This window comes from Veillonella caviae (assembly GCF_003992125.1).
Lineage (GTDB): Bacteria > Bacillota > Negativicutes > Veillonellales > Veillonellaceae > Veillonella > Veillonella caviae.
The window spans coordinates 1-14,223 of the sequence record NZ_RQUY01000033.1; the positions used below are offsets into that span (position 1 = coordinate 1).

Here is a 14,223-nt window from a genome sequence, read left to right on the forward strand (position 1 = left end):
AGATTAAACCCTTATAACACTAGATATTTACTAGTATTACAAGGGTTTTTACACACACTTTTTGTCCTATAAGCCCCTTTTGTGTTAGAACCCTTTTCTCATGTGGCCGAATGTATTAGTGCCCGTCATATGAGAAAAGGGTTTTTAGTTTTCTGTATATTGTAATGCCTATATGTAGTTGTATGGAAATTACTAGTTCTTGGCAGCATTCTTTGGTGTTGGTGATTCGTCGGTATCTGTATTGGCGGAGCCTACTAGTTTTTCGATACTGTTATTTTGGATGGATACTTCCATGGTGTACCAATCGCCGAATTTACGAATTATTTCTTCGTTACGGCGGAAATAGGTGTATTGATCGATTTTACGGGACTCTACAAGCTTTGCATTTTCTAGAATGCTCATGAAAGTGGAAACCGAAGATTGCGAAACGCCACAGCGCTTTTGAATACTCTTAACACTGACGCTGTGAGGGAAATCGATGAGAGTTTTACTATGCACTTGAACACCGAATTCTTGTTCTGGGTTCTTTAGCCACAATATAATATCTAGTCGATGTGGATTTGATAATGCTTTCAAGATTTTTAGTGGGTCCATATGGCCTCCTATTGATAAATACCAAAATAATGAGTGCCTTGCTTTGACCGTGTCTTGCATTATGCGGTCGTATTATACGCGTTTGTATAAAGGGTTTTTCCTGCTTTTATCATACGCTTATTTTTGTATAAAATCTAGGATTAATTATGAAAATCATAAGTTTATTATGCATAATTGTAAAGTATGGAATCAGTGAATAGAGGTAAGAAAGAGCGTGGTATACTTATGAACTGATATGCAGTACAATATACTAAAGTATAGCTAGCGTAAGATTATGATTTCATAAAAGGAGCTGAGTGTATGGGTAATGATATGAGAGAAATATTTGATGTCATCATTGTTGGTGCTGGACCAGCGGGGGCTTCAGCAGCGTATCGGTTGGCACAACAGCGGGTGAAGGTGCTCGTTATCGAGCGGGGCATGGCACCAGGGGCAAAAAATATGATGGGAGGACGTATATATACGCATTCCTTAGAACAGTTGATTCCCGATTTTCGCGAACGAGCTCCATTAGAACGACAAGTGGTGAAGGAGCGAATTTCCATTGCCAGCGGTAAGGAAATGACGACTATTGAATATACCGGTAGTGATATACCTCAAGATGAAGAATCCTATGTAGTGTTACGTGCTACATTTGATAAATGGTTAGCTGAAGAAGCAGAGCAACAAGGGGCGCTCATTATTTCAAATGTACAGGTAACAGAACTCATTATAGAAGGTGAAGGGAAGAGAAAACGCGTTACTGGTGTACGTTGTGATGATGATGAAGTGTATGCCAAAATGGTCATTATCGCTGAAGGGGCGAATACGGTATTACTAGAACAAGCAGGTCTCATGGAGTCTACGGACCCAAGGTCTATGGCAGTGGGCGTGAAAGAGGTATATAAGCTCAAAAAAGAAGATATCGACAATCGACTTATGCTCACTGGTAACCAAGGTATGGCGTGGCTTACACTGGGTGATATGACAGATGGCCTCTTAGGGGGCGGATTTATCTATACTAATAAGGATAGTGTGTCTGTAGGTATGGTTGTAGGACTTGAGGATATCGGTTCTGCGAAACACTCTATAGACGATATGTTAGGGGCTTTCACCAGTCATCCTAGCATTGCACCATTGTTGAAGAATGGACAGTTGAAAGAGCATAGCGCTCATCTCGTGCCTGAAGGCGGTTATGAAAGCATGCCAAAATTAGGAGGTTTAGGATATCTCATCATCGGTGATGCAGCCCGCATGTGTATGAATCTAGGATATACGATTCGTGGCATGGACCTAGCGATTCAGTCCGGCATTTGTGCAGCAGAGGCCATCAATATTGGTTTGCGGGACGAAAATATGGACAAGGTGCCGAAGATGTACGAAAAACAGGTGAAAAACTGTTGGCTTGGCAAAGATTTAAAACGATATAGAAAGATGCCAAAATTCCTGGCTACGCACCCTCGTGTATTTGATACTTACCCAGAGTTTGTCAATAGTATGATGCGAGATGTATTCACTGTGAACGGCAATGGTGCGGAATCGTTGATGAAAAAACTATGGCGCCGCGTAAACACAGTAGGTGTATTTACATTGATTCGTGATGCATGGAAGGGGGTACGTTCCTTATGATGAAGTTAGAAGAGCGTTTAGGGGCGAATAAATATTATGTAGATGAAACGTCCCCTCATATCATTATTGATGGACAGCAGGTGAGTCGAGAAGAGGCGATGAAACTGGTCAATGGTTGTCCTGCAGGGCTTTATACTTGGCAAGAGGACGGTTCATTGGCATTTGATTTTGCCGGTTGCCTTGAGTGTGGTACATGTCGTGTATTGTGTGGTAATAGCATTGTGAAAACTTGGAAGTATCCAAAAAATGCTAAAGGCATAGAATTTAGACAGGGGTGAGATCATGGAATTATTAGTATGTATTAAACAGGTACCAGACACATCGGAAATCAAACTAGATCCAGAAACGAATAATTTAATTCGTACAGGACTTCCCAGCATTGTAAACCCTTATGATATGCATGCTCTTGAGGCGGCACTATCTGTGAAAGACCAAATTCCCGACAGTCGTGTATCCGTTATCTCCATGGGACCACCGCAGGCAGAAGAAGCTTTGCGCCAATGTTTAGCCCGTGGGGCTGATGATGCATGGCTCATTACGGATCGTGCTTTTGGTGGCGCCGATACATTGGCGACGAGTTACACTATTGCGTCCGCCATTCGTCATGTGGAACGGACGATGAATCGTACATTTGAAATGATTTTCTGCGGTAAACAGGCCATAGATGGCGATACGGCTCAGGTAGGTCCTCAAATTGCAGAGGAACTAGGCATAGCACAGGCTACGTATGCGTGTGAAATTTCCGTTGATGAGATTTCTCGCACTGTGCTAGTTAAACGGGAACATGAGAGTGGTTATGAACTTATGGAGGCTCCGTTACCACTATTGATAACAGCTACATCAGAATTGAATGAACCGCGTGTGCCTAGTTTGTGGCATTCCATTGCTGCCAAACGATATACTATTGGACATATTACTTTGCGTGATATGCCGCATATTGATGAAAGCCGCATCGGTCTTGGTGGATCTCCTACACGGGTACGCAAGGTATACCAACCACCACTTCGTGGCAAAGTAGACATGCTTTCATCCGTAGAGGAAGGCTCGAAAAAGATATTAGAATTGGCGTACCATGTAAAACCTGAGAAATTCGCCCATTTATTGGTGCCGTCCGACGAACCAGTGGTGGAAGCGGAGGACTATGACGGCGTAGATGTGAGCAATCCCGTGGTGCGAGCTGCTGCAGTGGACAGCGTAGTGCCGAAGGAAATACGGGCAGTTCAGCCGAATACATTTGCTGCAGAGGCGGCGAAACAATCTACAGATGCACAAGGAGGTGAGCGGTAATGGGGATTGCGAATTTTGAAGAATATAAGGATGTCTTTGTTGTTGCAGACACTATCGATGATGTAGTACATCCTGTTACCATTGAACTCATTGGTCAAGCGCGGCATATAGCAAAAGAGGTGGGCCAATTGGTACAAGTAATGCTCCTTGGAGAGAATGTGCAAGAACAGGCGCAGGAATTAGTTGCCTATGGTGCTGATATTGTGCATGTTTTTGAAAGCCCTTTCTTGAAGCATTATAGTACCGATGGTTACACTAAGGTATTAACTGATTTTTTTAAAGACCACAAGCCTAATGTGTTGCTCATCGGTGCTACTAATAACGGTCGTGATTTGGCACCTCGCATATCGGGGCGTATGCAAAATGGCGTTGTAGCGGATTGCACGATTTTGACGGTGGACACAGAGGAAGGATTGGTAGAATGGACTCGTCCTGCCTTGGGTGGTAATATTTTGGCGGAAATTATTTCCCCTAATCACCGCCCTCAAATGGGCTCTGTACGGCCTAATGTGTTTAAGAAACCTGAGCGGAATGATGCGGCATGGGGACGTATTCAAATTGAACCTGTTAATCTAACCGCTGCTGATATTCGCACAAAACGTATTGATTTTATTCCGTTTAGCTCTGTTAGCTATAATATTCAAGAAGCGGACATCATCGTTGCTGGTGGTCGAGGTATGGGATCTAAGGAAAACTTTGACAAACTCTATGAATTGGCTGATGCCATCGGTGGCGTTGTGGGTGCTACTCGCCCTCTCGTAGAAAAAGGGTGGATTGAACTGCCTTATCAAATAGGCCAAACAGGGAAAACCGTAAGCCCTAAACTATATATTGCATTTGGTATTTCCGGTGCCATCCAACATGTGAGTGGTATCTCTGGATCTGATACTATCGTAGCTATCAATAACGACCCTACAGCGGAGATATTTCAACATGCAAATTATGGAATCGTAGGGGATTGCATGGATGTGCTTAATGATATGTTGGGGCATCTTAAATAGAATACAATTTGATTAGACACTAAATCTTTTGGGAAGAGGAAATGAGGAGTGGGTTCTAAAAATTCAGTACGCTTAACGCCCCGTTCGGGGCTACGTAAATTCATTTTTAGAATCCCACTCCTCATTTCTCGTTCTACGGTAGTAGTGTCTAATCAAATCATTTAGTCTATTTGGGAATGCGCCAACATATCCGTTGGAGATGGAGGGAGGATGACCAATCGATTATGATTAGCAATCCTCTTTGTTGTATAATAGGCGTATATACTAGATTCGACGGGAAGGTGGTGTAGGTGTGACTACGGATAGTAATGGTTTATATAAGAAAATACTCTTTGATTTTTTAAAAGAGGAACAACAGGCTATGCTTTCACGTTGGGGATATGTAGTGTCTAATAATAGCGCATCTATAATAGCTCCCACTATTGATATAGATAGGGTAGCTACTAAGCGTAAAGGATAATTATGAAGGAGGTTTTTATGAATCGTCATGTGTTGATTACTGGTGCCACATCGGGCATCGGTTTAGAATGTGCTCGTATATTTGCTCAACATGGTGACCATGTGTTGCTTGCTGGTCGTCGTGAGGAGCGTTTAGCCGCTGTGAAAGCAGAGCTAGAAACGGCTTATGGTGTACAGGTACAGACTTTGATTCTTGATGTACGCAGCCGCGAAGATGTAGAGGCAAAGGTGAAACCAGCTATTGAAGCTTTTGGTGGCGTAGATGTATTGGTAAATAATGCAGGTTTGGCACAAGGGCTTGATGATTTTCAAGACAGTTCCGTTGATGATGCGGTGACCATGATTGATACGAATGTGAAGGGTCTTATTTATGTCACAAAAGAGGTCTTACCATTTATGATGGCGCAAAATAGTGGTCATATTGTAAATATGGGGTCTACGGCGGGTATTTATGCCTATCCAAAGGGCGCTGTGTACTGTGCCACTAAGGCGGCGGTAAAGACTTTGAGTGATGGTATTCGCATGGACACTATCGGTACGGATATTAAAGTAACAACTATTCAACCAGGCATTGTAGAAACAGATTTTAGTGCGGTGCGCTTTCACGGTGATGAAGAACGAGCAAAATCCGTATATGCTGGTATCGAGGCCATTCAACCAGAGGATGTAGCGGATGTGGTGTACTATGTAACGAACCAACCAAGACGCTTGCAAATCTCCGATGTGACCATTATGGCAAACCAACAAGCGGCAGGATTTATGGTACATAAGAAATAAGCGCTATCCTTTACCCATATGATATCGTCATACATTTATATTGAAAAATTCCTCTATTTTAGATATATTTAATATATAAATCGAACAATTATATATTACACAATTTATATAGAAGGGATTACACATGAAAAAACAAGTACCTATAGTCGTTGTATTAGCGCTTATTGGAACTGTTTGTTTTGGGGCGGTAGCATCGGCACATCAAGAATCAGCAGAATTAGGTATGCCGATATACCAAGTGAAATCGGTGTTAGGTGCATCTGTACAGGGAGAACAATTTGAGCCGATAGTATCTGCAAATTCAATACAATCAGAGCCTATGGTGGGTATGCCTAGTCCTATACATGAATTCTCCACTTTAGTGGACGCTGTTACATATATTGGTTTTGAACCTCATATACCGAAGGTGTTACCTGTAGGGTATAATGTGGAATCGATTCACACCATAAATCGAGATACATTACACATTACTTATGTATATCAACCTGGCGAAGATGTGACTCAAAATCAAGCAATGGGAACGCGTATTAATTATCGCGTGTCACTTCAAAAAGGTGATATCAGTGGTGATTACAACGATTACAATGTTGTAAAAACTGTGAAAGTAAATGGCAAGAAGGTGACTTTCAAAGGTGGCAACAAAATGGTACGCCTTGCTACTTGGGATGATGGCGTTCAAAACCATTCCATTGCCTTTGAGCGGGCCGTTACGTATGATATGGCGAAAGCCATTGTTGAAACTGTGAAAGCTAGCCGCTATCACGGGGTTAAACAATAAGTCTGATACATAATTTGCAGGATGTATCAGACTATTGTATGCTGCCTTATAAAGTTAAAAAGGACTGTAACTAGAATGTTGTAGCATGTACTATTTTTCTCATGTTAGATTCTTTGAGATTTAACATGAGAGGAAGTACATACATTCTGGTTTATAGGATAAAAGTAGGTAGAGATTACATCAATCTTTGTTGATAGATGTACAGCTTTTGTTACTGTTTTTATATGATTGATAATGGGGTGGAATATTAGATATACTTATTCAGCTCAATGCTCCAATTTTTAGGTAGATTCATTTTACGCGTAACCTCTGAAAATAAGTTGGATGGCAATTCAGTTTGTAGTTTAGCGAGTTCTTCATCTAATCGCTTTAATAATTGTTTATAGTCTTTTTTGGTTAAAAAGAGCCTTAGTAATAATATAATGTCGAACAAACCTCCTTTAAATGGTGGTGTAGGGCTATTTAGATAAAAGTATGTTGTTTGTATAGGTTTACCATTCCTATTTTTAGCTTCATAATCATATAATCTTTCCTCGTGAGCACAGACATTACGAAACGCCTTGATAGAATTAATGGCACTACTAAAATCTGAAATATAGAGTTGGGGATTGATGTGTTGTGCTGCTACATTACAATTGTTTTTAAATTCATGTAATACGGCTTTTATAATTTCTGTTTGTGTTTTATTTTTTAGGCTATAAAACAGGCTACATGTTTGTCCTAATGTGAGCTTTGTAATTAATACCCATAGAGGAAGTTCTTTGTGTTCGTTAAAATAGTGATAAAATGGTCCAGATTTTGTGGCTGCATCAGTGTTCTTTTTAGTTACTGATGAAAGCTCAGCAATTAATGCTGTCGTTTTTTGATGATCATGGCTTCTATAATTGTTAATATTAAAGTAACTAAATGGTTCTTTAGGACATTCTGAAGAAAACTGATAGGCGATTTTAGATTTGATGGAATTTTCTGTCATTAGGATGTATTTCATGAGAACATTTCTAAGATTTCTATCGAATTCGTACAAGGCATAAATCTGTTCAAAGGTGGTTCCTATTTTGTAATAATCTTCTTTTCGCTTTTTAGTTTCTACTATATCAAGAAATATATGTTTATAACCATTGATAAGCTGGTAGTAATTTTCTCGAATGAGAATGGCTTTGGCTTTACTGCCATTGGTAATGGATATATTTCTACTTCTTAAAATTTTTAGTTGTTGATTATGCGTTTGGAATGGTTTTGACATAGTTATCACTCCTAATAAAAAGAGGCGAAACAATCCGCAGATTGTTTCGCCTCCGTAATGTTCCCGCAGGTTCATTACTTACTCTTTGTATAATCACTTTAGCAAATATTACAATCCGTGTCAATGAGTTCTTTTCCCGCTACGTCTTCTTTATGAATTTACTATAATTATACTATGAACATATATACTGTTTCTATAAGAAGCTATTCATCTGGATATATGAATTATACCGAATGGTTGATACCGTGACCGTCAGGATTCGAGGCGAAACAATCCAGCGAAGATGTGCATGCTAACTTTGAATGCGACAAAACCTCATAATCTATTGGTATACACATTGACACAACTCTATAGAATACTGTACAATATCCTTATATCTAAAAATTAGCGATGAATGGGTATAAAGGTTTATAAATCCTGCTTTCAGAGAGTTGCCGGTCGGTGCGAGGCAATAGAGGTTGTATGCTGACACTCTCCCATGAGCTTCGGTGGTGAACATTAGTAGTCATCGACGGTGGTTCCGTTATACCCACAACGAGTCCCAATTAGGGTGGTACCGTGTTATGTAAATAACGCCCCTTTGAGCTTATGCTCTGAGGGGCTTTTTTGTTTGTGAAGCTTTCACAAAAGATAGATATAATATATGTTTATAGTAGATTCGTTAGTTCAGTAGATTCATTAGTTAAAAGGTGATTATCATGGATCAAAATCGTATTTATTTTTTTGATACAACGTTACGCGATGGTGAGCAAACACCAGGTGTAGCATTACAAACGCCGGAAAAGGTGGAAATTGCCAAAGGTCTTGTGCGCCTCGGTATCGACGTGATTGAGGCTGGTTTCCCAGCGGCGTCCCCAGGGGATTTTGAAGCGGTACGGACTATTGCTCGTGAGGTGAAAGGTGCTACTATTTGCGGCTTGGCACGGTCTAATGAAAAGGACGTACAAAAGGTAGCTGAAGCGTTAGCAGATGCAGAGCGCAGCCGTTTACATGTGTTCATTGCCACGTCTGATATCCATTTGGAATATAAATTGAAAATGACCCGCGAACAAGTGCTTGAAAAAGTAAAAAACATTATGGAGTTCGCAAAGGGCAAATTCGACGAAATCGAGTTTTCTGGAGAAGATGCATCTCGTACAGACCTTGATTTCTTATGTGAAGTGTTCGGCGTAGCCATTGCTGGTGGTGCTACTATCCTCAATGTACCAGATACAGTAGGGTATACAACACCTGAAGAGTTTTCTGAAAAAATTCGCTACATTAAGGAACATACACCAGGTATTGAAAAGGCTATCATTTCTGTTCACTGTCATGACGATTTAGGCCTTGCTAATGCCAATTCTTTGGCGGCTATCAAAGCTGGTGCTCGTCAAGTGGAATGTACTGTAAATGGTTTAGGTGAGCGTGCTGGTAATGTAGGTATCGAAGAAGTAGTGATGGCACTTAAAACGCGTCATGATTACTTCGGTGATTTACAAATGAACATCGATACAAAACAGTTTACAAAACTATCTAAACTGGTGAGCCGTTTAACAGGTGTTATCGTACCGCCAAACAAAGCTATTGTTGGTTCTAATGCATTTGCACATGAATCCGGTATTCATCAACATGGTATGCTCAACAATCCTGAAACATATGAAATTATGACGCCTGAGTCTGTTGGGGCAGAGAAAACTAATATCGTTCTTGGTAAACATTCCGGCCGTCACGCCTTTGAAGACCATTTTAAAAATCTCGGTTTCCATACTTTCACAGAAGAGAAAATCGCCGATTTATTCGCTAAATTCAAAGCCCTTGCAGATCGCAAGAAACAAGTGTACGACGACGATATTATCGCTCTTGTGGTAGATAATTTGAATCACAAAAAAGCATTCGAGCTAGTTCATCAACATTATGAATTGGGCGACCAAGGTTATGCGTATGCTCATGTACGTCTTACTACGCCAGACGGCGAAAAATCGGATGCTGCCGTTGGTGACGGTCCTGTAGACGCATCCCTTAAAGCGGTAGAACGTGTTATCGGATTGCCAATTAGTTTAAAAGATTACCAAATTCGCGCTATTACAGCTGGTAAAGATGCCCTTGGGGAAGCGACCCTTAAGGTAGAATATAATGGCCGCATGTACCATGGCCGTGGTATTAGTACGGACATTGTTAAATCAAGTGTAAATGCATATATTAATGCAGTAAATTCTGTATACCTAGCTATGGAGCTAGAAGAGGAGGCACAATAATATGGGTATGACCATTACGGAAAAAAATATGGCTCGCCATGCCGGGCTTGATGTGGTAAAACCGGGACAAATCATTGAATGTAAATTAGATGCAGTATTGATGAATGATATTACCTTCCCACCAGCTCGAAAAGAGTTTTTGAAAATTGAAAAACCTGTATTCGATAAAGAGCGTATCTATTTAGTGCCAGACCATTTCACGCCAAATAAAGATATCCAATCTGCAACACAAGCAAAAGTGATGCGTGATTTCGTTCGCGAACATGGCATTACTAATTACTTTGAAGTAGGTCGTATGGGTATTGAACACGTTATCCTTCCTGAAAAAGGTCTTATTGGACCTGGTGAAATGATTATCGGTGCTGATTCTCATACCTGTACATATGGTGCAGTGAATGCCTTTGCTACTGGCGTTGGTTCTACTGATGCAGGCGTTGCGATGGCAGAAGGTAAAACTTGGTTCAAAGTGCCTGAAACTATTAAAGTTGAATTAATCGGCAAACCTAATAAATGGGTAACTGGTAAAGACATTATTTTGGAACTCATCGGCCGCATCGGCGTTGATGGGGCTCGTTACATGGCTCTTGAATTCGCTGGCGAAGGCGTAAAACATATGACTATGGCAGACCGTCTTACTATTTGTAACATGGCTATCGAAGCAGGCGGTAAATGTGGGGTATTCCCTTATGATGAAATTACTGAAGAATACATTAAAGGCCGTGTGAACCGTCCTGTAGAACCGATTAATGCTGATGAAGATGCAGTATATGCTCAAACAGTAACGATCAATCTTGACGAATTACAACCAGTCGTAGCATTCCCTCATTTGCCATCTAACAAACATTATGTAAATGAAATTCCTAAAGATATCAACATCGACCAAGTTATTATCGGTTCTTGCACAAATGGTCGTTACGAAGACCTCGTAGCTGCTGCTGAGATTTTCAAAGGTCGTAAAGTAGCTCCTTTCGTGCGCTGTATCGTTATTCCTGGTTCTCAAGATGTATATGATCAAGCACTTCGCGATGGTTTATTGGACATCTTTATCCAAGCTGATTGTGCTGTATCCACGCCGACTTGTGGCCCTTGCTTAGGTGGTTACATGGGTATCATGGCAGAAGGGGAACGTACTGTTTCCACTACGAACCGAAATTTCCGAGGCCGTATGGGTCACGTTGATTCTGAAGTATATTTGGCCAGCCCTTATGTGGCGGCTGCCAGTGCTGTATTAGGCCGTATTGCAGGGCCTGAGGAGGTTTAATATGGATTTTGAAAGCAAAAAAATCTGGCGCTACGGCGACGATGTAGATACAGACGTTATCATTCCCGCTCGTTATTTGGCGATTGCTGATTGGGCGGAACTAGCGGAACACGCTATGGAAGACATTGATACTACTTTTGCTCCTAATGTGAAAGCGGGGGAAATCATGGTAGCAGGTAAAAACTTTGGCTGCGGTTCCTCTCGTGAACATGCGCCAGCAGTTATTAAAGAAAAAGGCGTACCTGTTATCATTGCTAATTCCTTTGCACGCATTTTCTTCCGCAATGCTATCAATATTGGTTTGCCTGTTATCGAAATTGGTGATCAAGTGGACAACATTGAAGCTGGTGATGCAGTAGGCGTAGACCTTTCCAAAGGTATCGTATATAATTTGACGAAAAACGAACAATACCAAGGCACAGAATTGCCGCAATTTATCCAAGATATCGCATCAGCAGGTGGATTAGTTAATTTCGCGCGTAATCGTAAATAATCTGCTTATCCGAATAGAAAAACCTGCCTAAAGTGATATAAGCCAGGCAGGACTGAACCTATTGCCTCAGACTCCATACGCTTAACGCCCCCTTTGGGGGCTACGTAAAGTCGCTTGAGTCAACAGGTTCAGTCCTTTTCTATAGCATATATCTGTTTTTGTTTAGGTATTTCTATTCTACGATGGATGTTATTTTGCGGTTAGCGAAATTAGCTAATCCAGCCTTACTGTAAAAGGGCTCAGCAGTTGAGTCAAGGTGGTCAGTTCTTTTCTACTGTAGTTGTGAATGCCGAGCGAAATTAAACTAATCCAGCCTCGCTGGGAGGGGTTCTGGTAAGGTTTTGTAGGGTTAGCTTATATAGTTATATATTTTATGTAGCAAGTTTTAGAGGTAATAGAATGAGTGTAAAGAATATTGTATTGATTCCTGGCGATGGTATCGGCACAGAGATTATCGCTGCAGCGAAGTCTGTGTGTGATGTGGCTTTTGAGAAGGCTGGTGTGTCTGTTAATTGGATTGATAAAAAGGCAGGCGGTGCGTCTATTGATGCGTATGGTGTGCCTTTAACTGAGGATACGATTGAGGCTTGTAAAAGCGCTGATGCTGTATTGTTAGGTGCTGTTGGCGGTCCGAAGTGGGATGATGTGGCGCCTGAGATTCGTCCTGAAAAAGCTATCCTAGGTCTTCGTAAGGAACTTGGGTTGTTCTGTAATCTTCGACCTGTAAAGATTTATCCATCTTTGCAAGAATATTCTCCGTTGAAAAAGGAATTAGTGCAAAATGTAGATTTTGTTATTGTTCGTGAGTTGACTGGCGGTATTTATTTCGGTGAGCGCGAAGAGGCACAAGGAGAAGGTGCTAATGAGTTCGCCTGGGATAAAGAAACATACAGCCGCTACGAAGTAGAGCGCATCATGGATATCGCTATGGAAACGGCTCGTAAACGCCGTAAACAAGTCGTATCTGTAGATAAAGCCAATGTATTGGCATCTTCTCGTTTATGGCGCAAAATTGCAAAAGAAAAAGCAGATGCTAATCCAGATATCAAAACAGATTACTTCTATGTAGATAATACAGCGATGCAACTTGTCGTAAATCCTGCACAATTCGATGTTATTGTAACAACAAACTTGTTTGGTGATATTTTATCTGATGAAGGCGCTGTTATTTCTGGTTCTATTGGTTTGTTACCATCTGCTTCGATGGGTACAGGTACTGCATTGTACGAACCAATTCACGGTTCTGCGCCGGACATTATGGGTCAAAACTTGGCGAACCCATTGGGTACCATTTTGTCTGCAGCTATGATGTGCCGTCACTCCTTAGATCTTCCTGAAGTAGCTGACAACATCGAAAAAGCGGTAGAACAAGTTCTCGTTGACGGATATCGCACAGGCGATATTTACCGCGAAGGTTTGAAACGAGTAGGCACTACTGAAATGGCGCAAGCTGTTATTGAACGTTTATAATATATCTATATGTACTGAGTGTCTTGCGTACTTAGTGCACGATATAAAGGTGGTTATTTAAACAACGTATAGTCTCCATCAAAACACCCTCTTAAAAGATTTTCAATGCTAAGGTTATTAGCAAAGTCAATTTTAAGGGGGTGTTATTTTTTGATGTAATCTCAATTCTATTAGCGGAATATTTATATAAAATACTTGCATAACATTACAAATAAATGTATAATTAAATAAACAAAGTGAATTATTATACACATCATATAGGAAGATATATGGTATCGCTGTTAGATACTGGCAGTTATCACTTAGCACTTAGTAGCTAGCAGTTAACTCAACGATGAATATAGCTTTCACCAATGGTATGTAAATTATCAGTATAGTATAGAGTATAGTTATATAGATTTGAGGGCAAGACGATGAAGGAATTTAAACGGTTAACAGTAGCAGATACAGCAGAATATCATAAAGTATTAATTGAAGGGTATGCAGCCATTAAGGATTATCCTATTTCATTCGATGCTATCGATTTTACAGAAGAGGAATCGAAAGAGTGGATTGAAACATATCCTGTATATGGTTTATTCCTTGCTGGTCAATTGGTATGTTCGATTACTTTATGCATGCCATGGGTAAATTATGCAACGCCAGATAAATATCCCCATATTGCTCATTTTGTAACGGCTCCGGAATTCAAAGGCCAAGGTTTTGCACGGGAAACATTAGGTTATGCAGAGAATATTTTGATTAATGAATTAAAAACACCTGCTGTTACATTAGGGACAGCCCAAGAACATCCGTGGTTGCCTAAGATGTATGAATCCTTTGGGTTTAAGGCCTATGACAAGGTACATTTTAGAGGAAAACAACATACGACAGTATTATTTAAAAAAGAATTAATATAGGTTCAGAAGTTGAAGTGGCATGTATGGCTGCTTCAACTTTTTTGTTATTGTCTTTAGACTGGTTCGCGACGTAGTCGCGAATCATAAAACCACCCGCTATGCGGGTGCGGAAACGAAAG

Annotated in this window: 14 protein-coding genes and 1 other annotated feature; of the genes, 12 read left to right on the forward strand and 2 right to left on the reverse strand. The window is 40.7% G+C overall.

Features of this window, described 5'->3' with window-relative positions; all coding sequences use genetic code 11:
* Window positions 1–192 precede the first annotated feature (192 nt).
* A complete protein-coding gene (locus tag EO120_RS08790) occupies window positions 193–594 on the reverse strand; it encodes an ArsR/SmtB family transcription factor (protein WP_127135097.1) in 402 nt (133 codons plus the stop codon).
* 300 nt (window positions 595–894) lie between these two features.
* Here EO120_RS08790 and EO120_RS08795 point away from each other — a divergent pair, with 300 nt between their 5' ends.
* The 7 genes from EO120_RS08795 to EO120_RS08820 all read left to right on the forward strand — a co-directional run bounded on the left by EO120_RS08795 (window position 895) and on the right by EO120_RS08820 (window position 6,504).
* On the forward strand, window positions 895–2,202 hold the full coding sequence (locus EO120_RS08795) for an FAD-dependent oxidoreductase (protein ID WP_127135098.1): 1,308 nt from the start codon (window positions 895–897) through the stop codon (window positions 2,200–2,202).
* A complete protein-coding gene (locus EO120_RS08800; RefSeq protein ID WP_127135109.1) occupies window positions 2,202–2,480 on the forward strand; it encodes a ferredoxin family protein in 279 nt (92 codons plus the stop codon). Before EO120_RS08795 ends, EO120_RS08800 begins: the two co-directional genes overlap by 1 nt.
* A gap of 4 nt (window positions 2,481–2,484) precedes the next feature.
* The gene (locus EO120_RS08805; protein ID WP_127135099.1) at window positions 2,485–3,489 is read left to right on the forward strand and encodes an electron transfer flavoprotein subunit beta/FixA family protein; all 1,005 of its coding nucleotides are present in this window, start codon (window positions 2,485–2,487) and stop codon (window positions 3,487–3,489) included.
* On the forward strand, window positions 3,489–4,490 hold the full coding sequence (locus EO120_RS08810) for an electron transfer flavoprotein subunit alpha/FixB family protein (protein WP_127135100.1): 1,002 nt from the start codon (window positions 3,489–3,491) through the stop codon (window positions 4,488–4,490). The genes EO120_RS08805 and EO120_RS08810 overlap by 1 nt, the downstream gene beginning before the upstream one ends.
* 292 nt (window positions 4,491–4,782) lie before the next feature.
* Window positions 4,783–4,950 (forward strand): hypothetical protein, encoded by a 168-nt coding sequence (locus tag EO120_RS09205; RefSeq protein ID WP_164725741.1) that lies wholly within the window; start codon window positions 4,783–4,785, stop codon window positions 4,948–4,950.
* A 17-nt stretch (window positions 4,951–4,967) separates the two neighbouring features.
* Window positions 4,968–5,726 carry an SDR family NAD(P)-dependent oxidoreductase gene (locus EO120_RS08815; protein ID WP_127135101.1) on the forward strand — a complete coding sequence of 253 codons (759 nt, stop codon included), beginning with the start codon at window positions 4,968–4,970 and terminating at the stop codon, window positions 5,724–5,726.
* 124 nt (window positions 5,727–5,850) lie between these two features.
* Window positions 5,851–6,504: a hypothetical protein gene (locus EO120_RS08820; protein ID WP_127135102.1), complete on the forward strand. Its 654-nt coding sequence runs from the start codon at window positions 5,851–5,853 to the stop codon at window positions 6,502–6,504.
* 247 nt (window positions 6,505–6,751) lie between these two features.
* Here EO120_RS08820 and EO120_RS08825 read toward each other — a convergent pair whose 3' ends face one another.
* Complete coding sequence (locus EO120_RS08825) at window positions 6,752–7,747, reverse strand: Abi family protein (protein WP_164725742.1); 996 nt, start codon at window positions 7,745–7,747, stop codon at window positions 6,752–6,754.
* Between the two features lie 381 nt (window positions 7,748–8,128).
* Window positions 8,129–8,330 (forward strand) — a binding site (T-box leader).
* 115 nt (window positions 8,331–8,445) lie between these two features.
* Here EO120_RS08825 and EO120_RS08830 point away from each other — a divergent pair.
* The 5 genes from EO120_RS08830 to EO120_RS08850 all read left to right on the forward strand — a co-directional run bounded on the left by EO120_RS08830 (window position 8,446) and on the right by EO120_RS08850 (window position 14,104).
* Window positions 8,446–9,981 (forward strand): 2-isopropylmalate synthase, encoded by a 1,536-nt coding sequence (locus tag EO120_RS08830; protein WP_127135104.1) that lies wholly within the window; start codon window positions 8,446–8,448, stop codon window positions 9,979–9,981.
* 1 nt (window position 9,982) lies between these two features.
* Entirely contained in the window at window positions 9,983–11,242 is a 1,260-nt protein-coding gene (gene leuC, locus EO120_RS08835) for a 3-isopropylmalate dehydratase large subunit (protein ID WP_127135105.1), read from the forward strand.
* 1 nt (window position 11,243) lies between these two features.
* The gene (locus tag EO120_RS08840; RefSeq protein WP_127135106.1) at window positions 11,244–11,735 is read left to right on the forward strand and encodes a 3-isopropylmalate dehydratase small subunit; all 492 of its coding nucleotides are present in this window, start codon (window positions 11,244–11,246) and stop codon (window positions 11,733–11,735) included.
* Between the two features lie 399 nt (window positions 11,736–12,134).
* A complete protein-coding gene (gene leuB / locus EO120_RS08845; protein ID WP_127135107.1) occupies window positions 12,135–13,205 on the forward strand; it encodes a 3-isopropylmalate dehydrogenase in 1,071 nt (356 codons plus the stop codon).
* Window positions 13,206–13,618: 413 nt separating this feature from the next.
* Entirely contained in the window at window positions 13,619–14,104 is a 486-nt protein-coding gene (locus EO120_RS08850; RefSeq protein ID WP_127135108.1) for a GNAT family N-acetyltransferase, read from the forward strand.
* The last annotated feature ends 119 nt before the right edge of the window (window positions 14,105–14,223 follow it).

Excerpts from the sequence above, each read along its gene's own strand:
- EO120_RS08790 (WP_127135097.1), bottom strand. The coding sequence starts at position 594 with ATGGACCCACTAAAAATCTTGAAAGCATTATCAAATCCACATCGACTA.
- EO120_RS08795 (WP_127135098.1), top strand. The coding sequence starts at position 895 with ATGGGTAATGATATGAGAGAAATATTTGATGTCATCATTGTTGGTGCT.
- EO120_RS08800 (WP_127135109.1), top strand. The coding sequence starts at position 2,202 with ATGAAGTTAGAAGAGCGTTTAGGGGCGAATAAATATTATGTAGATGAA.
- EO120_RS08805 (WP_127135099.1), top strand. The coding sequence starts at position 2,485 with ATGGAATTATTAGTATGTATTAAACAGGTACCAGACACATCGGAAATC.
- EO120_RS08810 (WP_127135100.1), top strand. The coding sequence starts at position 3,489 with ATGGGGATTGCGAATTTTGAAGAATATAAGGATGTCTTTGTTGTTGCA.
- EO120_RS08815 (WP_127135101.1), top strand. The coding sequence starts at position 4,968 with ATGAATCGTCATGTGTTGATTACTGGTGCCACATCGGGCATCGGTTTA.
- EO120_RS08820 (WP_127135102.1), top strand. The coding sequence starts at position 5,851 with ATGAAAAAACAAGTACCTATAGTCGTTGTATTAGCGCTTATTGGAACT.
- EO120_RS08825 (WP_164725742.1), bottom strand. The coding sequence starts at position 7,747 with ATGTCAAAACCATTCCAAACGCATAATCAACAACTAAAAATTTTAAGA.
- EO120_RS08830 (WP_127135104.1), top strand. The coding sequence starts at position 8,446 with ATGGATCAAAATCGTATTTATTTTTTTGATACAACGTTACGCGATGGT.
- leuC (WP_127135105.1), top strand. The coding sequence starts at position 9,983 with ATGGGTATGACCATTACGGAAAAAAATATGGCTCGCCATGCCGGGCTT.
- EO120_RS08840 (WP_127135106.1), top strand. The coding sequence starts at position 11,244 with ATGGATTTTGAAAGCAAAAAAATCTGGCGCTACGGCGACGATGTAGAT.
- leuB (WP_127135107.1), top strand. The coding sequence starts at position 12,135 with ATGAGTGTAAAGAATATTGTATTGATTCCTGGCGATGGTATCGGCACA.
- EO120_RS08850 (WP_127135108.1), top strand. The coding sequence starts at position 13,619 with ATGAAGGAATTTAAACGGTTAACAGTAGCAGATACAGCAGAATATCAT.